This window comes from Lysinibacillus parviboronicapiens (assembly GCF_003049605.2).
Taxonomy (GTDB): domain Bacteria; phylum Bacillota; class Bacilli; order Bacillales_A; family Planococcaceae; genus Lysinibacillus; species Lysinibacillus parviboronicapiens.
The window spans coordinates 930,754-950,542 of the sequence record NZ_CP073713.1; the positions used below are offsets into that span (position 1 = coordinate 930,754).

The 19,789-nt window shown below is 36.9% G+C and carries 20 protein-coding genes and 1 pseudogene; 16 read left to right on the forward strand and 5 right to left on the reverse strand.

What is annotated here, in order from left to right; genetic code table 11:
- Nucleotides 1–27 precede the first annotated feature (27 nt).
- Both C9J31_RS04355 and C9J31_RS04360 read right to left on the reverse strand, forming a co-directional pair.
- Nucleotides 28–645, reverse strand: coding sequence for a CPBP family intramembrane glutamic endopeptidase (locus C9J31_RS04355; RefSeq protein ID WP_054767059.1), 618 nt, complete (start codon nt 643–645; stop codon nt 28–30).
- A gap of 80 nt (nt 646–725) precedes the next feature.
- On the reverse strand, nt 726–914 hold the full coding sequence (locus C9J31_RS04360; protein ID WP_010858198.1) for a YkvS family protein: 189 nt from the start codon (nt 912–914) through the stop codon (nt 726–728).
- 125 nt (nt 915–1,039) lie between these two features.
- Between C9J31_RS04360 and C9J31_RS04365 the strand changes: the two genes are divergently transcribed.
- The 3 genes from C9J31_RS04365 to C9J31_RS04375 all read left to right on the forward strand — a co-directional run bounded on the left by C9J31_RS04365 (nt 1,040) and on the right by C9J31_RS04375 (nt 2,682).
- On the forward strand, nt 1,040–1,228 hold the full coding sequence (locus C9J31_RS04365) for a hypothetical protein (RefSeq protein ID WP_054767060.1): 189 nt from the start codon (nt 1,040–1,042) through the stop codon (nt 1,226–1,228).
- 93 nt (nt 1,229–1,321) lie between these two features.
- The gene (locus tag C9J31_RS04370) at nt 1,322–1,516 is read left to right on the forward strand and encodes an aspartyl-phosphate phosphatase Spo0E family protein (protein WP_010858200.1); all 195 of its coding nucleotides are present in this window, start codon (nt 1,322–1,324) and stop codon (nt 1,514–1,516) included.
- A gap of 299 nt (nt 1,517–1,815) precedes the next feature.
- Entirely contained in the window at nt 1,816–2,682 is an 867-nt protein-coding gene (locus C9J31_RS04375; RefSeq protein WP_107923260.1) for an NAD(P)-dependent oxidoreductase, read from the forward strand.
- A gap of 174 nt (nt 2,683–2,856) precedes the next feature.
- Here the strand turns inward: C9J31_RS04375 and C9J31_RS04380 are convergent, their stop codons facing one another.
- Nucleotides 2,857–3,249 (reverse strand): DoxX family protein, encoded by a 393-nt coding sequence (locus C9J31_RS04380; RefSeq protein WP_107947235.1) that lies wholly within the window; start codon nt 3,247–3,249, stop codon nt 2,857–2,859.
- Nucleotides 3,250–3,406: 157 nt separating this feature from the next.
- Between C9J31_RS04380 and C9J31_RS04385 the strand changes: the two genes are divergently transcribed.
- From C9J31_RS04385 to C9J31_RS04410, 6 genes are all read left to right on the forward strand, one after another.
- On the forward strand, nt 3,407–3,724 hold the full coding sequence (locus C9J31_RS04385) for a winged helix-turn-helix transcriptional regulator (RefSeq protein ID WP_054767061.1): 318 nt from the start codon (nt 3,407–3,409) through the stop codon (nt 3,722–3,724).
- 375 nt (nt 3,725–4,099) lie between these two features.
- Entirely contained in the window at nt 4,100–5,422 is a 1,323-nt protein-coding gene (locus C9J31_RS04390; protein ID WP_107947233.1) for an MFS transporter, read from the forward strand.
- Between the two features lie 68 nt (nt 5,423–5,490).
- Nucleotides 5,491–6,393 (forward strand): chemotaxis protein, encoded by a 903-nt coding sequence (locus C9J31_RS04395; RefSeq protein ID WP_107923257.1) that lies wholly within the window; start codon nt 5,491–5,493, stop codon nt 6,391–6,393.
- Between the two features lie 171 nt (nt 6,394–6,564).
- Entirely contained in the window at nt 6,565–8,118 is a 1,554-nt protein-coding gene (locus C9J31_RS04400; RefSeq protein ID WP_107947231.1) for a Ppx/GppA family phosphatase, read from the forward strand.
- Nucleotides 8,108–10,264: an RNA degradosome polyphosphate kinase gene (locus C9J31_RS04405; protein WP_107923255.1), complete on the forward strand. Its 2,157-nt coding sequence runs from the start codon at nt 8,108–8,110 to the stop codon at nt 10,262–10,264. The genes C9J31_RS04400 and C9J31_RS04405 overlap by 11 nt, the downstream gene beginning before the upstream one ends.
- A gap of 52 nt (nt 10,265–10,316) precedes the next feature.
- Entirely contained in the window at nt 10,317–12,323 is a 2,007-nt protein-coding gene (locus C9J31_RS04410) for a putative bifunctional diguanylate cyclase/phosphodiesterase (RefSeq protein ID WP_107947229.1), read from the forward strand.
- Nucleotides 12,324–12,382: 59 nt separating this feature from the next.
- On the opposite strand, the gene C9J31_RS04415 is transcribed toward C9J31_RS04410, so the two are convergent.
- Entirely contained in the window at nt 12,383–13,009 is a 627-nt protein-coding gene (locus C9J31_RS04415) for a TetR/AcrR family transcriptional regulator (RefSeq protein ID WP_107923253.1), read from the reverse strand.
- A 234-nt stretch (nt 13,010–13,243) separates the two neighbouring features.
- Between C9J31_RS04415 and C9J31_RS23525 the strand changes: the two genes are divergently transcribed.
- From C9J31_RS23525 to C9J31_RS04435, 5 genes are all read left to right on the forward strand, one after another.
- Nucleotides 13,244–13,525, forward strand: coding sequence for an NAD(P)-binding domain-containing protein (locus C9J31_RS23525; protein WP_238601986.1), 282 nt, complete (start codon nt 13,244–13,246; stop codon nt 13,523–13,525).
- A 367-nt stretch (nt 13,526–13,892) separates the two neighbouring features.
- The gene (locus tag C9J31_RS23530; protein ID WP_238601984.1) at nt 13,893–14,075 is read left to right on the forward strand and encodes a hypothetical protein; all 183 of its coding nucleotides are present in this window, start codon (nt 13,893–13,895) and stop codon (nt 14,073–14,075) included.
- A gap of 49 nt (nt 14,076–14,124) precedes the next feature.
- Nucleotides 14,125–15,645 carry a CoA-acylating methylmalonate-semialdehyde dehydrogenase gene (locus C9J31_RS04425; RefSeq protein WP_107947227.1) on the forward strand — a complete coding sequence of 507 codons (1,521 nt, stop codon included), beginning with the start codon at nt 14,125–14,127 and terminating at the stop codon, nt 15,643–15,645.
- 345 nt (nt 15,646–15,990) lie between these two features.
- Nucleotides 15,991–16,752, forward strand: a complete 762-nt coding sequence (locus tag C9J31_RS04430; RefSeq protein ID WP_107923251.1) for a 3-hydroxybutyrate dehydrogenase — start codon at nt 15,991–15,993, stop codon at nt 16,750–16,752.
- 16 nt (nt 16,753–16,768) lie between these two features.
- Complete coding sequence (locus tag C9J31_RS04435; RefSeq protein WP_107947225.1) at nt 16,769–17,953, forward strand: iron-containing alcohol dehydrogenase; 1,185 nt, start codon at nt 16,769–16,771, stop codon at nt 17,951–17,953.
- A gap of 398 nt (nt 17,954–18,351) precedes the next feature.
- On the opposite strand, the pseudogene C9J31_RS23535 reads toward C9J31_RS04435, so the two are convergent.
- Nucleotides 18,352–18,505: pseudogene (locus tag C9J31_RS23535) on the reverse strand (IS5/IS1182 family transposase); the annotation flags it as partial.
- 202 nt (nt 18,506–18,707) lie between these two features.
- Between C9J31_RS23535 and fadH the strand changes: the two are divergent.
- Nucleotides 18,708–19,475: a 2,4-dienoyl-CoA reductase gene (fadH, locus tag C9J31_RS04445; protein WP_054767062.1), complete on the forward strand. Its 768-nt coding sequence runs from the start codon at nt 18,708–18,710 to the stop codon at nt 19,473–19,475.
- Nucleotides 19,476–19,545: 70 nt separating this feature from the next.
- Nucleotides 19,546–19,785, forward strand: a complete 240-nt coding sequence (locus C9J31_RS04450; RefSeq protein ID WP_107923248.1) for a short-chain dehydrogenase — start codon at nt 19,546–19,548, stop codon at nt 19,783–19,785.
- Nucleotides 19,786–19,789 lie beyond the last annotated feature (4 nt).

Sequence of the window (19,789 nt, forward strand, 5' to 3'; positions counted from 1 at the left end):
AAGATAAAATGTTTCCTAAATTTTTTGTTATGATGTTAAAGGCAACACCAAAAACAATAATAGTACAAAAACGACATGAGCGACAATAACTAACGGCATACTTTTACGCCATTCATATAAAAAGCCCCAGATTAGACTGGCTACAAGTGACGCAATCATCCCAAGCATAAAGCCACTTAAAGCGAAGGACATGGCACATAGTAATGCAGTTAATAGCACAGCGAAACTAGGACGCATAAAGCGTTTAATTTGTTGCTGTACATAACCACGCCAAAATAGTTCTTCACCGATGGCTACAATGAATACAAGTAAAATGTAATGCCAAATATTTTGTGGGCCATAAATCGTTAAAAACTTTTGTACGGACTTTACTAACTGGTCATTTATGAATGGAGCGAGCCAATAACCAAATCGTATAATGCCATATGTGATTGTGCCGTATCCGATACCAAAAAGTAAAAATTGCCAAGTAGGTAACTGATCTTCAATTTTACCAGCAAGAATAGCAATGGCAATGCATACGAGTAAGGTGAATGCATATAAGTACCAAAATACAGCCGGGTTAGCAAAAGTATAAGCAAGCATGCCATAAACGAATAATAAAGAAAGGAGAAGTATTATTGTTTGTTTCGAATTTGTAAGCATAATTCGACCTCCATACTTTAATATTATCAAAAAAAAAGTCCCTTATCATCTATTAAGACAAAAAGGGACTATTCAGACTATTAGGCTTCACTTGCATTTAGGATTTTGTAGCGTTTATGGTTGATGACCGTCTTCTCTTCAATTTCAAGGGAATCAAAATTCTCCATATATGTTAAATCAACGATCACCGAATTTTCATTTACTTTTTCAACAATACCTTGTAAACCATTTTTAAACTCGATAATATTTCCAACTTCAGCTATTTTCACAGACAGTCAGCTCCTTCATCGACTAATAATATACAGTTTGCATCAAAAAAAGGGAAACGTAAAGCTTTTTTTGAATAATTCATAATTAATTACACAAAATAAGAAATAAGAAGGGAATAGTAAAAATGGATAAATATGAAAATATGCTTAAACAATTACAAAATGGGGAAATAGACAGTATCGAAATTGATAAGGACGCGTTTTATGAGTTTCGTGAAGTACTTGTTAAACACCCTTTCTTTAAACATTTTAGAGGTGATGCGAAACAAAATGGACGAATAATATACACGTATTTGGAAATACCTAGAAGTTAATTTGTCGAACATTGTCGTAAGTTAATGCTGTAAGAAATGAAATATAAATGTATAATAATGGTATGATTATTTGTATGTTGGAGGGTTGTATGAATGGTCAATCTACTCTTGAAACAAATGGAACAAACTCGTGAGATGATGATTCGCTCCGGTGTAGAAAACGGGTTACAAAATGCAAAAACCATTCAACTGAGCCGCAGATTAGATCAGTTAATGAATACTTATTATAGACAGACAGCATTTGAAGAAAATGAAGACCATGATGATTTGTTTCAGTATTCAGAGTAAAAAAACTTTTTAAATAAGATGTTTAAAAAGCATTTATTGGGGAATAAATATATTGAACACAGCAACATTCTCATTTCCCCCTTTAGAGCAGTGATAACCCATCACCTGCTCTCTTTTTTTTTTGCTTATTCGGTATATATGCAAAACGCAAAAATTTTAGTACAAGTCAATGTGAAGAGTTTGAATTATTGCACTAATTCAACTACACTAAAAACACATAAAAATTGCTAATTCGATTGTTTCTGAGATTTGTCGAGAGCTGGGAATTTGTCGAATAGCATTCAAAGGAGTTATTACATATGGGAAAAGAACGTATTGCATTTATTGGCGCTGGTGTTATGGGTGCTAGCATCATCAAGCATTTACTACTAAATGGTCATGCAGTATCCGTCTATACGCGAACGAAAGAAAAAGCACAGCCACTTGTAGCACTAGGCGCTAGATGGGCAAGTTCGCCTGCCGAAGCATTTAAAGATATGGATATTGCCTTAACAATGGTAGGGTATCCAACAGATGTTGAAGAAGTTTATTTTGGAGACAATGGTTTATTTCAAACTGCTGAGGCGGGCAATATTATGATTGATATGACTACTTCAGAGCCGACGCTTGCCAAGAAAATTTTTACACATGCACAGACCCTAAACGTCGAGGCATTAGATGCACCTGTTTCTGGTGGGGACATTGGCGCTCAAAATGGTACATTGTCGATTATGGTAGGCGGGAATCAGGCTACATTTAATAGTGTTTTACCAGTGATGAGCCATTTTGGTGCAAATATTGTTTATCAAGGTGAAGCAGGGGCTGGACAGCATGCAAAAATGTGCAACCAAATCGTTATTGCTTCTGGCATGATTGGTGTGTGTGAATCACTTGCTTACGGTTTAAAGGCTGGGCTTGATTTACCAACAGTATTACAGTCGATTTCTTCCGGTGCCGCTGGATCATGGTCTTTAAGTAATTTGGCACCACGTATGATTCAGGAAGATTATGCTCCAGGTTTTTATATCAAGCATTTTGTAAAAGATATGAAAATTGCTTTAGACGAAGCACAAAAAATGGGAATTATGTTACCGGGCTTAGCGCTTGCTTATGACATGTATGAAAAGCTAATTGAAGCAGGTTATGGTGACAATGGCACACAGACGCTAATAAAGACTTATAGATAAATGCCTGAAAGTTAGCGATGAAGGATCTTCGCACGTTCATCACATATATTAAAGTTAGATTTTAATACAATAAATTAAAACCCGAAGTATCATCTCAAACGAAGAGGGATGCTTCGGGTTTTTATATAGAAAGCAACTCACTACCACACAGAAAATAGCGAGCTACAAGAAGCATTACTCTTTATCAAACAGTTTTGCGTCTAAAGAATAACTAGAAGCCCCTGCAAGTGCAAAGTATAAAGCCATTGCAGCTAAAGCTAAATCTAATTCATAACCAGCCAAGCCATTTGCCCCAATAAAGCCAACGCTAAGTTTTGCTGTAAAGATTGCAACAACCATTGTAATTGTCAGTAAAGCGCCAAAAATTCTTGTACCTAATCCTAAAATAATGGCAATACCTCCGACAAGTTCTATAATGGCAACTATATAAGCCATAAAGCCAGGTATACCAATCACATCAAAATAATCTGCTGTGAATCCAATACCCCCCTGAAACTTTTGAAATCCATGGACTGCAAAGATAATGCCAAGTACGACACGTAAAATAGTTGAACCGATATTTTGCATAGTGATTAACTCCTTTTTGTTTTTAGACTTACATTTCGTAACTTAGTTTATTTTTAAAAACAACTTTTGTCAAGTAACTAAATTTTATTTTCGGGAATGGTTTTCGGAAAAATGATATACTGTTATATAGGAACAAAATAAAATGGAGGCAGGTAAATTGGAGCAAAGAAAAATTTGTCCACGATTTGAAAAGGCATTAAAAATATTAAATCACCGTTGGAATACCTTGCTTATTTATCAGTTATTAGAGGGTCCTCAACGATTCTCAAACATTAAGAGTAAATTGAATATTAGCAGTCGGGTGTTAACGGAGCGATTAAAAGAATTAGAGATTGAGCACATCGTGATACGTACAGTTATTCCATCCACTCCCGTAGTGATCGAGTATGAGCTGACAGCAAAAGGACATGCACTCGCACCAGTTCTTCAAGCTATTGAACAATGGTCTTCTATGTGGATTGACACGGATGAATAGTGCAAAGGATATCCAAGTGAAGGGGTCTTGGATATCTTTTTTCTTAAGAAGTCATCATCATAAAATATTTAAAGCTTACGGCCTTGCTAAAACAAAGGTGTCAGACATAATCTTTATAAAAGCATAATGGCACATTTCCCAAAGCTAATGACTTACTAAATGTTTAAGACTAATTGTTAATAAAAGTAAATCCTAATGCAGACTTTCAGTAGCTATCTTTCTAACAGGAAAAGTTTTATTTACTGAATTTTGAAAATTCGGTAAATAACAAACCTTATTATATTGTAAATAATATTAATTTTAGTTAAACAAAAGGTATTTTTTAATTCATAGTGGAATTAATTTAATATTATAAGAAAAGAAAGGAGGAGTTTAATGAAGCAGAGGCCAGCAGGGGAAGCACAGCATCGAAGTCAGCTAGCACTCTATTTATCATTGCCAATATTATCTTGGGCATTTTATGATTTTGCTAATACGATATTTTCTTCAAATATAAATACTATATTTTTCCCATTTTATATGGATGAGGTTTTAGGGACAAATGAAGTGATGCAACAAGTGACCAGCACATTTATTTCTTATGCCAATGCCATAGCAAGCTTTTTCCTTGTGGTGTTTTCACCATTATTCGGGGTATGGATTGATAATACAGGCTATAAAAAAAGATTTATCGTGTGGTTTGCCTCTATCTCTATTTTCTTTACCTTTATGATGGGTATATTTGCTAATTTACAATTGACCCCGAATTTTTCGGGCGTACCGCTTAGTTTATTTTTAGTTGTAGCCAGTTTTGTCATTGCGAAATTCTTTTTTAATTCTAGTCTTGTATTCTATGATTCGATGATGGGTGATTTGGGTACAAAAGCAGAAATGCCACTTATTTCTGGTTATGGAGTGGCAATAGGTTATTTAGGCACAGTATTTGGCTTACTCGTTTATTTATATGTTGGTAGTAGTGATTTCCATCGTGCATTTATTCCAACGGCGATTTTGTATTTATTATTTTCATTGCCATTATTTTTTATTAATAAAGATACGCCAATTCCAAAAGAACAGCGCAAAAAAATTAAGTTTATCGATGGCTATAAGGAAATTATCCAAACTTTTAAGGATATGAAACAATATAAAGCGATTTTTACTTTTATGATTGCTTACTTCTTTATAAATGATGCCATTGCCACGACTATTGCTATGATGGCTGTCTATGCAACAACGATTGTTGGCTTTACTTCCGGCCAATTTATCATACTCTATTTAGTATCTACGTTGTCTACAATTATCGGCTCGCTGGCATTTGGTTACATTACGAAAGCGATTGGTGCTAAACGAGCAATTACTTTGGTAGCACTGTTAATGATTATTGCTTTAGTCTTTGCTGTCTTTGCTACAGAACAATGGATGTTCTGGATCGCAGGCAGTATGTTTGGTATATCGTTAGGCTCAATGTGGGTAACATCTAGAACATATATTATTGAACTATCACCGATTGAGAAACGTGGGCAATTTTTCGGATTGTTTGCTTTTTCGGGTAAAGTATCCTCAATTATAGGACCAGTTGTCTATGGAACGGTCACACTATGGATGAAGGACTACGGTACTTTAGCTAGCCGTGTTGCATTGTCGACATTAATTTTAATGACGGTAATTGGGCTATTGGTTCATCTAAAAGTTAATGATAAAAATGGAAATAGCAAGTAGGAGAAATGTATTGCCTATGATACAATTGAATTATTAATAGAAGTTGAACAGAAAGGAGCGGGGTTGCTTTGGAACATAAAGGCATATTATTAGAAAGTGGCACAAATGAGCTAGAAATCGTTGAATTTGAAGTAGCTAACAATAAATTCGGTATTAATGTAATTAAAGTGAAAGAAATTATTCAACCCATTCAAGTAACATTTATTCCACACGCGCACCCGCATGTAGAAGGAATTATACAATTACGAGGTGAGGTATTACCGGTTGTAGATATGCTGCGAGTGCTGGGCATTGAAAATGCAGTACGGAATCCGCAACAAAAATATATTGTTGCTGAATTTAATAAACAACGCGTTGTATTCCATGTAGATAATGTAACGCAAATTCACCGTATTTCATGGAATCAAATCGAAAAACCTTCAGATATGTATCAGGGAGGTACTTCACAAGTAATCGGTGTCATTAAGCAGAATGAACAAATGATTCTATTACTTGATTTTGAGAAAATTATGGTGGATATCAACCCTGATTCAGGCATTAGTGTAGATTCAGTGAAAAAATTGGGTAAACGAGATCGTTCAGAAAAACGTATTTTAATTGCTGAGGATTCACCTTTACTACGTAAATTATTATTCGATACGATGAATGAAGCAGGCTATGTGAATGTCGAGTTCTTCGAAAATGGCCGTGATGCTTATGATTACTTGGAATCACTCGCAAAAAGTGGTAATGATGTAACGGAGCATATTCAATTAGTTGTAACGGATATTGAAATGCCACAAATGGATGGTCATCATTTAACACGTAAAATTAAAGAACATCCAGACTTGCAAAAACTACCTGTTATTATCTTCTCAAGTTTAATTACCGATGACCTTCGTCATAAAGGTGACCAAGTTGGGGCAGAAGACCAAATTAGTAAACCAGAAATTGCAGAGCTTATTTTACGCGTAGATCAACTCATCTTATAGAGTTGGAGAAAAGATACTTCACAATTTTAATAATGGGTATCCTGAAAGTATATTAATAAACAAAAGTAAGTCGGATACCTTTTAGGTTCCGACTTTTTTGTATAGATCATGGTATTTCTAACACATGATAATAAAACTAGGATGATTTTCCGCGTAAAGGAAGTGTATTATTTGGATGGTTTGAAAACGGCAATTATCGATATTGGCTCGAATACCATTCGTTTAGTCCTTTATCAATATGATAATGAGGAAGGACTGCGTGAGCTTGGAAATATAAAAACGGTTGCTCGATTACGTACATATTTGCAACCATCAGGTGAAATGTCAGAAGAGGGCATTCAGGTATTAACAGAAACTTTATTGACCTTTAAAGCAATGCTTGACGATTTTGAGGTTGTCGATGTAAAGGCTGCTGCTACTGCGGCAATTCGCCAGGCCACAAATAGAGAGAGCATTATTACTTTAATGCTGGAACGGACAGGCATTCAAATTGAGCTGTTGTCTGAGCAAGAAGAGGCTTACTATGGCTATGTTGCTGTCGTACATTCCATAGGAACACAATCTGCAGTGACCATTGATATTGGTGGCGGTAGTACGGAAATAACCCTCTTTGAACATAAACAGCTCAAAAAAACATTTAGTTTTCCATTTGGCACAGTGTCTTTAAAACAACGTTTCGTAAAAGGAGACATTTTGAATAGCAGTGAAAAGAAAGAGCTCATTACGTTTGTGAAGGAGCAGTTCACATCGCTACCTTGGATTCAACAGGTAGGTTTGCCGATAATAGCAATTGGTGGTAGTGCGCGAAACATCGCTCAAATCCATCAACAACAGCGTGAATATCCTATCGCTAGTGTGCATGGCTATGAAATACCAAAGCAGGATTTAGAAAAGCTAAGTATGTATCTAGGAAATTTAAGTTTTAATGAATTGAAACAGTTAGATGGACTATCCTCTGACCGTGCCGATATTATTGTGCCGGCATTGGAAGTATTCCGTGTACTAATGGAAGTTGTAGGCAGTGAAGTGTTTCAGCTAACAAAAAAAGGTTTACGAGAAGGGCTAATTATTCACCGTATTTTACAAACTGATGAAAGTGCTTTTGATAAAAACAATGTTTTTGAGGGAAACGCTAGAAGGTTAGCAAGGCAATATGGGCGCACCGAGGCAGAAGTGGATTATTTAATGCATTTGGCAGATCAATTGTACCGTGAGTGCTGCCATTTAAGTTATTTACAATTTGACGGTACGGACTTGCAATTATTAAGGAAAGCAGCAAAGGTATTTAATATTGGAGAATATATAGAATTAAGTTCTGCTAGCCAACATACTTTTTATTTAATTGCCAATCAATCGATTGATGGTTTGAATCATAAAGAACGTGTAAAATTAGCCCTTTTAGCTTCATATAAAAATAAAGATTATTATCAGCGATTTGCTGCGCCATTTACAGAATGGATGAGCCGTGAGGAATATCGAAAAATACGTGAACTAGGTGCGCTTTTAAAATTCGTCTATTCATTAAATGTATCAAAACGTAATATCGTACACGCAATTGAGCTGCATAAAAAGGAAAGTTTTGCACAACTTGATGTCTATGTGAAAAATAATGCTGCTGCCGAAAAATATCAAGCGAATCGCCATAAAAAGCATTTAGAGCGTACATTAAAGATACCTATCAAAGTGAATTTTATTGAAGAAGGGTGGAAAAGTAATGACAACTGAAGTAACGAACGATCGCTTACATGAAGAAGAACATTCAGAAACATATAACCGATTATTAGAGGAAATTGCAAAACCTCAATATTACAATAATCGGGAATTAAGCTGGCTTGCATTCAATGAACGTGTTTTAGAAGAGGCAGAGGATGAAAATAATCCTCTGCTAGAGCGTTTGAAATTTTTGGCGATTTTTAGTTCGAATTTAGATGAATTTTTCATGGTACGTGTGGCGGGTCTTCAGGATCAGGTCCGAGCTGGTTTTCATAAGCCTGAAAATAAATCTGGCTTAACACCAAAAGAGCAATTAGCAAAGATAGCGGAGCGCACGCAAGCTTTAGTTCGTCGACAAACTGAAGTATACCGACATTTAATTTATGATTTACTACCACAACATAATGTACATATTGCAGACATGAAGGATTTAACAAATACACAAAAGGCCTTCATCAATGAAATGTTTGCTGAAACAATCTTCCCAGTGTTAACACCGGTAGCTGTGGATGCATATCGTCCGTTCCCGACGCTTCTAGGGAAGACATTAAATTTACTTGTTTTATTAGAGCAAGATGAGTCAAATGCAGAAAATCATGAAAGAGTAGCGATTGTACAAGTCCCATCTGTTTTAGATCGTTATATTAAAGTACCCTCTTCAGAAGGTGAAACAGTCGTTGTATTACTTGAGGATGTTATTGTAGCGCATATCGAAAAATTATTCTATGGCTATAGTGTCAAGTCAGCACAAGCTTTCCGCTTAACACGTAATGCAGATTTAACAATTCACGAAGAAGGCGCACGGGACCTACTGGTAGAAATAGAAAAAGAGTTAAAGAAACGTAAATGGGGTTTAGGAAGTCGTCTAGAAGTACGCGTAGGCGAAATGAATGATGAGGTACTCGCTTACTTATTAGAGGAATTTGAAATTGAAGAAACAGATGTTTTTCATATTGATGGCCCGTTAGATTTAACGTTTATGTTCTCGTTTGTAAAAGGTATTGCTGTAGGGCGTGAACATTTAGAATATGAAAGTTTTATCCCACAACCGCCATTAGATTTACAGTCTGATGAAAATATTTTTGAAAAAGCATTACAGCAGGACATTTTTTTCCATCATCCATACGAGTCATTCGCACCAATAGTAGATTTTATAACGGAGGCTGCGGTCAATCCCAATGTATTAGCGATAAAACAAACATTATACCGTGTGAGTGGAAATTCTCCGATTATACAGGCATTAAAGCTAGCGGCGGAAAATGGTAAGCAAGTGACTGTGTTAGTAGAGCTAAAAGCACGTTTCGATGAAGAAAATAATGTGCACTGGGCGAAGCAACTTGAACAAGCTGGATGTCTGGTCATTTATGGTATGAACAATTTAAAGACGCACTCCAAAATAACGCTTGTTGTCAGCCGACGAAACGGGAAAATAGAACGCTTTGTACATCTTGGTACAGGGAATTATAATGATGCAACTGCAAAAATTTACACAGATATGGGCATAATAACTTCGGATAAGGAATTTGGCATTGATGCAACTAATTTCTTTAACTATTTAAGCGGTTATACTGAGAAGCCAACCTTTAATCATTTAGTTGTAGCGCCATTTGATATTCGAGATGAATTTATTCGTCTAATGGATGAGGAGATTGCTTGCCATAAGAAATACGGAAACGGTTTTATCCGCGCGAAAATGAATTCATTAACGGATAAGGATTTGATGATGAAGCTATATGAGGCATCTATTGCAGGGGTGAAAGTAGAGCTCATTATTCGAGGTATTTGTTGTATTCGACCTGGCATTCCAGGAATTAGTGATAACATAACCGTAACAAGTATTGTTGGTCGTTTCCTTGAACACTCGCGTATTTATTGGTTCCACCATAATGGGGAGAACAAGGTTTATCTGTCTTCAGCGGATATGATGACGCGTAATATGATTAAGCGTGTAGAAATTTTATTCCCTGTATATGCAAGTGAAGCAAAAGCTCGTATTATTGACATTATGAACAAACAATTGGTGGATACGGCAAAATCACGTATTCAAGACTCGAATGGAAAATATCATTATAAAGAGTTTGACCGCGGTGAGGACCCCATTAACAGCCAGGAAATATTTTTAAAGGAAGCATTAAAGCCAACGCTAGATGAAGAATAACTTACATTTTGGATATTGAATAGAGCAAACACGCTACTTAGTGAGGGATATAATGAAAAAAAATAAAGAGAATGTAGCGCAATTTGCAAGCTATCATCAAGTGTTACAGCTCAATCCATTTGATGCAGTAGTATGCTTGAGAAAAGTTGATACAATAGCGTATGAAATCGTAGATTATAATGACAAACTATCGTCTTTTATTGAGCTACAGGATGCAAATGCCATACAAGCACACTGTTTTTTTACAGAGCAAAGCTGGCAGCAATTATTGAATATTTTACAACAAGAATTTAATGTTGTTCGAACGTTGGACCACTATACGGGATGCAAATCAAAAACATTTGCAGTTAGTGTACAACAACTAGCGGACAAAATTGTCGCGATTATACTACGTGAAGAACAGAACGATTCTAAGCCGTATTTGCAATTTGTAGAACAGCATGTAAGTCCAGTGCTAACGACTGATTTACAGGGTCGTATTATTCATCAAAATATTGCGGCTACTTCCCTCTTGCCAAATAAGCACCACTGCCTGATAGGATTAGATATTTTTTCATTAGTAGAGAGTGAGTATTTAAACGAATTTAAGTTGTTATTTTCGAAAACTATTAGGGGTTCTGCTTTTGGTATGCCAAAATGTTTATTTCAGGATCAAATGTTGAGTAACGAACCATTTTATTTACGTACGCACCCTACGTATTATAAGGGTGAAATAGTTGGTGTGCACTTATTTGTGAAAGATGCGAATTCATTTATAAATGAGCAAGAGGCGTTCTATTATCTTGCACTAATGGATGAATTAACAGGTATTTGGAATCGCAAGGCATTTAAAGAACACTGGCTCCTTCATTTGAACGATAAGAAGAATGAGAATAGGCAAGCAGCACTTATTTTAGTGGACATAGATCGTTTTAAAAAGTTCAATGAATCTCTTGGTGAGGGAAAAGGCGACGAGCTTATGCGCAAGTTCAGCCAAAGGTTAAGTGAGCTCTGTCACTCAAAATGTTCGCTTTATCGCTATAATAGTGATGAATTTATTTTCATTCTAAAAGATGCGTCGATTAGTAAAATTGAGCATATAGCGAATTCAATTTTAGAGGTGTTAAAACAACCATTCATGATTGATGGCCAAGAATACTTTATTAGCGTTTCAATCGGTATTTCACTTAGCCCAGCGGATGGAAAAGATATAGAAACACTAGTTCGAAAAGCAGATCAAGCACTATTTTCAGTTAAAGAGCATGGACGTTCACATTTCCGTTACTATCGAGAAGATATGACAACTGTTTTTCCAAATGAGGCATTGATGGAGGCGCATTTACGCCGCGCTATTGAATTTAATGAGTTAAGTATCCATTTACAACCACAAATGGATTTAAACAATAATAGCATCAATAGCTTTGAAGCATTGTTACGATGGAACAATCGTAAATTTGGTTTTGTTTCACCTGCACAGTTTATCCCGATTGCAGAAGCATCAGGCTTAATAATAGAGATAGGTGATTGGATTATTGATGAGGTATGTCGCTATCAAAAAGAGTGGCATATGAAAGGGTATCGTCCAGTACGTATTGCCATTAATATTTCACCGAAACAATTTAGAAAAGAAAACTTTGCACGGAAAATTAAAGCAACTTTAAAGAAGTATAATGTATCGCCTGAGTTAATAGAGGTAGAGATTACGGAAAGCTCAATGACAAATGTCCATGAAACGTTTTCCATCTTAACGGAATTGAAGCAGTTAGGTGTTTTTGTTTCGGTGGATGATTTTGGCACAGGATATTCGTCACTTAGCTATTTAAAACGGTATCCAATTGATATTATAAAAATAGATCAGTCATTTATTGCCGACATTGAAAAAGATGATAAAAACGAAGCGATAATTAAGGCTATTATTTCAATGTCTCATAATTTAGGGCTTGAGGTTATCGCAGAGGGCATTGAAGAACCATCACAAGTTGCCTTTTTAAAACGACATCATTGTCAAAAGGGGCAAGGATATTTATATAACAAGCCATTGCCTGTAGAATCTATAGTTAAAAAATATTTTGTAAGTTAATACACATAAATAACAGTAGCACTTCACCAAACAGCATGGGAGGAGTGCTACTGTTGTTTTCATGTTACTTCGTCTGTTGCTTCAACTTTCATGCCATTTAATACAACTGCTGTAAAGTGTGCCATCTCTGCTACTAAATCAAAATCTTCATTATGAATTAACCAATCATACACATTTGCTCGCATACAACGTTTGATAATGGTTTGCATTTGTGTTGCTTGTAAATCTTTACGAAACTCTCCTAGTTTAATTCCTTCCTCAATATATGTATTAAGGATTTGGAAAATTTTACGCTGGGGGCTAATTAAATAATGATCTTTTTCCACTTGATTGGTCATTGCAGCCGTATATACAGTACGCAATAAATCCTTGCCAACGATGTTTGTTAAATACAGCATTTGTTCTCTGTAAAGCAATAGTATTTTTTCACTTGCCGGCATGTTGCCATCAATACTTTTCTCCACGGTGCTATAAAAATTGTCGAGCTCTTTAAATTTTTCTAAAATAACATCGTATTTAGAAGGGAAATGTGTATAGAATGTCCCTTTTGAGACATTACATGCCTTGGTAATCTGTTCGACTGATACATGCTCAAATCCATGTTTATTAAATAAATCTAGCGATGTTTTTAGTAATTTTTCTCGAGTCTCTAATGCCTTCTTTTGGCGAGTTGTTAATGAATTCATACTCCTTTTCCTCCAAATATAGATATACTCTAATAATTTTAATTCTATTTTTTCAGAAAATAAAAAATTTTTAATTGACGAGATAGATTGCGTTTGATTATGATTTAAATGACCGCAGTCAATGACCGTAGTCGCCTAATTTATCTCGTTATTGATGTTACGACAAAAAAATGAAGTTGGCTAGTGTATCATTCAGCTTTATTTGTGAATTTTTAAGAAACGGGGGGATATCGAATGAAAGAGAAATTAGGGTTTATCGGCTTAGGTAATATGGGATTACCGATGTCGATAAATTTCCTACGTGCAGGTTATGAGGTATTTAGTTTCGACATAAATGCTAAGGCAATAGACCGATTCATCGCAGAAGATGGAGTTGGTTTAGCAACTTTACAGGATGTCATTAAACAGAGTGATGTTATTATGACAAGCTTGCCGACCCCACAAGCAGTCGAGCAAGTATACAAAGCACAAGATGGGATTTTACAACATGCGAAACAAGGAACTTTATCTGATTGACTTCAGCACGGTGAATCCCCAATTAAATGATTTGCTACATAAAGAAGCGCGATCGTTGGGGTTACGCTACCTTGGCACCTGTAAGTGGGAGTGTCATTGGTGCTACTCGTGCAACGCGAACAATAATGGTAGGAAGAGAGCGCGAAGATTATCAAAGTGGATCTTGAATTTTCAGAATAGTTGGTAAAATATTTATTATCTTGGTACTTCTCCTTGCGTTGGTACCCGCGATAGGATTCTATACAGAGGCAGTAGCAGAAACAATCGTGTTAGGGGAAACAATGGGTATTACAGCAGATACGCTTTATGAAGTGTTAAGTAATAGCTATGGTCAAAGTCGAATTTATGAACGCAATTACTTGGATATATGAAAAATGAAAACTATCAGCCTGACTTCTCAACAAATCGTTTATTAAAAGATTTGAAATCAGCTAAAACCTTGGCAGACGAAGCAGGTGTCCCACTTGGTATTGGCGAACAATTAGTGAATCTTTACAGTGATATTTCAATAGCGGGTTATGGAGAAATGATATGTCAGCTGCATATTTAAGTTTAAAAGGAAAATGTTACATTAAACAACTTTGAAGGAGGAAAAAACTATGACAACAGCACAAGAAGTAAAAACATTAACGCATTTTATAGGTGGTGAAATGACGAAGGGGAAAAGTGGTCGTTACGGTTCAGTATATAATCCAACAATAGGTGAGGTTATCGCAAAAGTCCCCTTAGCAACAGTAGAAGAGACACGTGAAGCCATTGCGAAGGCACAGTCAGCGTTTCCAGATTGGCGTGATACATCAGTATCTAAACGTGCGGAGATTATTTTAAAATTTCGTAATTTGATCACTGACAATATGGATGAATTATTACAAATTATTTGTAGAGAAAGTGGAAAAACTGTAGAGGATGCAAGAGGTGAGATCACAAGAGGACTTGAATCTGTAGATTTAGCTATCGGTGTACCTCATTTGGTTAAAGGTGAGTATTCTGTCAACGTTGGAGGTCAAATAAACGCCTATTCAGCTAAATATCCACTAGGGGTTGTAGCGGCCATTTCGCCATTTAACTTCCCAATTATGGTACCGTTAGCGCAAACAAGTATGGCAATTGCAGTGGGGAACGCTGTTGTGTTAAAAGCATCTGAACGTGTACCAATGACTTCGTTGTATGTCAGTGAATTATGGAAAAAAGCTGGCTTACCAGATGGTATTTGGACAGTTGTAAATGGTGATAAAGATGCAGTAAATGAAATATTAGAAAACCCGACAGTACAAGCAATTTCATTTGTAGGATCAACACCGGTTGCTAAATACATTTATGAAACAGGAACAAAATACGGTAAACGTGTTACTGCACTTGGTGGTGGTAAAAACAATATGGTCGTAATGCCCGATGCAGATTTAGAACAAGTAGCCAACGCATTTATTGGAGCGGCTTACGGTGCCGCTTCACAACGTTGTATGGCCATCTCTACAATTATGCCTGTAGGGCAAGACACTGCAAATCGTCTTGTTGCTATTTTAAAGGAAAAAATTTCTGCATTAAAAGTGGGTTCATATACGGAGCCTGATACTGATTTTGGCCCAGTAATTTCCCAACAATCCAAAGATGACATTTTAGCAGCGATCGAACGCGGAGAGTCTGAAGGTGCGACTGTCGTATGTGATGGTCGTGACTTAGCAATAGTTAAAGAATCAAAAGGTTTTTTTGTAGGTCCAACATTACTGGATAATGTGAAACCGGGTATGGAGATTTATGAACAAGAAGTATTTGGCCCTGCTCGTAACATTGTTCGTGTCGATTCTTTAGATGAAGCGATTGCATTAATCAACCACCATGAACTTGGAAATGGCGTAACAATCTTTACGAATGATGGGTTTGCAGCTCGTAAATTTACAACTGAAATTGATGTAGGAATGGTTGGGGTGAATGTACCGATTCCGATACCAGTGGGTTATCACAACTTTGCAGGATTTAAAGGGTCTCGTTTTGGCGAAGGTCATATGTTTGGTCCAGATCAAGCACGTTTCTTTACTAAAACGAAAACCATTTCAGAACGCTGGATGACAAGTAATGTGTCCACAGCATCAACATTTGCATTCCCAAGTAATAACGACTAATTAATAGAAGAAGCTGTAACTCTTGATTAATGAGTACAGCTTTTTTTTACAAAGGCTTGCTATGCTTCGGTTGTTATAAATTGGTGGCACTTTAGTTATGACAGAATTAGTATCGGGTGGTCAAACGAGTGCAATGCCTTTACTAGCACCCCATGGGATTGATATGAATGTTGATATGTAGGTATACATCGCATAATTGCGATAACATTGGGCTTCTTTGCCACGTGGGGCTATAACGATTACCTCTGTTTGTAAAAATAATAAGCTGCTTATTTACTATTTGGTGCATTGGCCGTCATTATTGCAATACTACAATTCTTGCTTGGTACGTAGGAGGGATATAACGTGAATGGAAAAACAGTATTTATTACCGGTGCGGCACGTGGAATTGGGCTCTCGTTAGCACAAGCATTTGCTGAACAAGGTGCGAATGTAGTGATTACGGATATAAATGAAAAAAGTTTGATCGCGGCAGTTGAACAAAATCCTTTATTAACGGCATATACCTGTGATGTAACGGATGAGCGGGCGATTCGTGAAGCGATAGATTTCACAATCCAAAAGTTCGCGACAATAGATGTTTTAGTGAACAATGCAGGATTCCAACATGTTTCATTCATTGAGGATTTCTCGACAAATACTTTTGAGCTAATGCAAAAAGTGATGCTAACTGCACCATTTATAACGATGAAATATGCATTGCCACATATGAAGAAAAATAACTTTGGCCGTATTATTAACATGGCGTCCATTAATGGGGTTATTGGATTTGCAGGTAAGGCAGGATACAATGCAGCTAAACATGGGGTAATAGGTTTAACAAAAGTGGCTGCGCTTGAGGTAGCAAATGAAGGCATTACGGTAAATGCTATTTGTCCAGGTTACGTTGATACAGATTTGGTACGTAATCAGTTTATAGACTTAGCGAAGACAAGAGGTATCAAGGTAGAGGAAGTACTTGAACAAGTTCTTTATCCACTTGTTCCACAAAAGCGTTTGCTAGATGTATCTGAAATTACAGGACTAGCGCTCTATTTAGCAAGTGATGTGGCAAAAGGTCTAACGGGTCAAGCGATTGTATTGGATGGCGGCTATACTGCACAATAGTTAAGGGGGAGACGGAATGATTCAAACTAAAACAATTTTCACAGTAAATTCTCCAGGGACGATGATTTATGGACGGGATTCTTTTGAAGAAGTAGGGGTTCATGCAAAAAAATTAGGGACGAGAGCATTGATTATTAGTGATCCCATCATGGATAGTTTAGGATTTGTCAATCAATGCAACTTATTATTGAAAATGCAAGGATTGGAAACGGTTTCATATTTAGGGGTAACAACTGAACCAATTGATTCGTTTGTAAAAGAAGGGCTTGAAGTTTTGCAAGCGCAACAATGTGATGTCATCATTTCACTAGGCGGTGGAAGCTGCATTGATACAGCGAAGGCCATTGCAGTTGTCGCAACAAATGGTGGTTATATTGGGGACTACATGAAAATGCAAAAAGTCGCTGATAAAACACCTATTCCACATATCGCGATACCAACAACTGCCGGGACAGGATCTGAGGCAACGGATGCAACTGTGATTACAAACACGACAAATGAAGTGAAAATGATGATTAAGCAACCGGCATTTATGCCAACGATTGCAATTGTTGATCCTATTTTGACCATCACTTCGCCATCAGCAATCACTGCGGCTACTGGTATCGATGCACTGAGTCATGCAATCGAGAGTTATTTATCACGCTTAGCACATCCCTACTCTAATGTACTTGCGTTATCAGCGATGGAGTTAATTGTCAATAACATACTAAAAGTTTATGAACATGGAGATGATATTGATGCCCGTGAGGCTATGTCACTTGGTTCTATGCAAGCAGGCCTATCGTTCTCAAATGCTTCTGTCGCTTTAGTGCACGGCATGTCTCGTCCTATCGGGGCACTATTCCATGTGCCACATGGAATTTCTAATGCAATGTTACTACCCGCTGTACTAGAGTACTCAAAAGATGCCTGTGTAGATCGATTAGCTGACATTGGTAATTTTTTTAATAAAGAAGGAAAGTATTTAACACAAGAAGAACTTGCCGATTTAGCCATTGTTTCGATAAAGGAATTGTGTAAGAGAATGAACATTGGTAATTTACAGCAATGGGGTATAGAAAACGATGCATACTATGCGGCCATTCCAAAAATGGCTGTGGATGCAATTGCAAGTGGTAGCCCAGGGAATAATCCGAAAGTGCCAACATATGAGGAGTTAATGGAGCTATATAAAATGGCTTATCATTATGAATTTTAGAAAGGTCCTAAAAAAGATGATATCTTTCAGACAGTAGACAAACTAAAAAAATGATTTTGGTTACTGTCTTTTTTCTTTTAAACATAGAAGTATAAGTATCTATATAAATCCGTTATTTTCGTTACCGGCAACCGCTTTTCGCGGGCATGGCTTCAGTCTCCTCGTCGCTAAGCTCCTGCGGGGCCTTTAGCTCATGCTATTCTCACAGAAGTCGCCGCCTGCGCTCCAGTTAATTAGTGGTCGTCTATAAATAATTGAAGCGACATCTGCTGACATCGGAAAATCATTGAACGTGCTATATGAATTTTATCAGAAATAGAAGTTTCAAATAGCCCCTATTAACAAGAGTAGTACGCTACGAGCAATTATTTTCTGCCATTTTTGGACGTTGCCATTAGCTACCTCGTCAAATACATGGCAGCAAAAATAAACAGCGCCAGCATGGACAATTTTAATCCATCGTAAGGTGGTCCAACGTATATCATGGTTTTTCTTACGCATCGCAAATACACGATCAATCGTCTCTTTTCGACGTGCATAGATGTGAGTTATTTGATGATTGTTGCGTTGAATAGTCGCTTTTTTGATTGATTGCGTTGTTTGAAGAGTAGGAAGTTTTACTTTATCCCGCAAGCGGTCAGTATGACGCCAACTAATTGAAGTTTTCTCTTTGTAGAATTTATATGACATTTTCGAGAAAATATAGTAGAATTTATGAATGAATGCTTATTCATTTTGTGAAGGGGGAAATAGTATGTTGCAGGGGAAAACAATACTTATTACAGGTGGCTCCAGTGGGATGGGGCTGTATATGGCGAAGCAATTCGTTGCAGAAGGGGCAAATGTAATTGTTACAGGCCGTAATGAAGAGCGTTTGAAAGAAGCAAAAGAATTTATATTAGAATCTGGTACGACAATTGAAACATTCCAAATGGATGTGCGAGTGCCAGAACATGCAGAAGCGATGGTTGCGTTTGCTGTTGAAAAATTTGGAAAAATTGATGGGCTTGTAAATAATGCTGCGGGTAATTTTATTGTTCGCGCAGAGGATTTAACGCCTAACGGTTGGAAAGCCGTAGTAGATATCGTATTAAATGGTACATTCTATTGTTCATCAGCAGTTGGTAAGTACTGGATTCAAAACAAGAGTCAAGGTTCTATCCTTAATATGGTTGCAACCTATGCTTGGAATGCAGGCGCTGGCGTTATCCATTCTGCAGCAGCAAAAGCAGGTGTATTATCAGTAACAAGAACGTTAGCGGTCGAATGGGGCAAACAATATGGAATTCGTGTAAATGCAATTGCTCCAGGTCCAATCGAACGCACAGGCGGAGCGGATAAATTGTGGGAGTCAGAAGCGGCGGCTGCTCGAACAATTGATTCTGTACCATTAGGTAGAATTGGTACACCCGAGGAAGTGGCCGACTTAGCAACATTTATGATGTCGGATAAGTCACGCTATATGAATGGTGAATGTGTCACACTTGATGGTGGACAATGGTTAAATCAACACCCATTTTAATCAATAATTTTTTTGCATAATGAGGAGCTGGATTGACGCATACTAAGGGTAAAGAAAGGAGTCTTGCCTTATGGGTATGTGGTTAATACCAGCTCTTATTGCGATAACCATCATTGCTGTCATTTCCTTCGTTTCCACTTTACGCATTGCTAAAATGACCACGGAACGAAAATCAGAAAAAGATACACCAATTTCAGAAACTGTGGAAGAATATGCAACAATGTTGAATCCAATTGTTTGGGTGTATGCTATTTTCTTACTTTTTTTAGGCATTGTTATTTTTTACTACTGGAGTCAGGCAGGGTATTAAATGT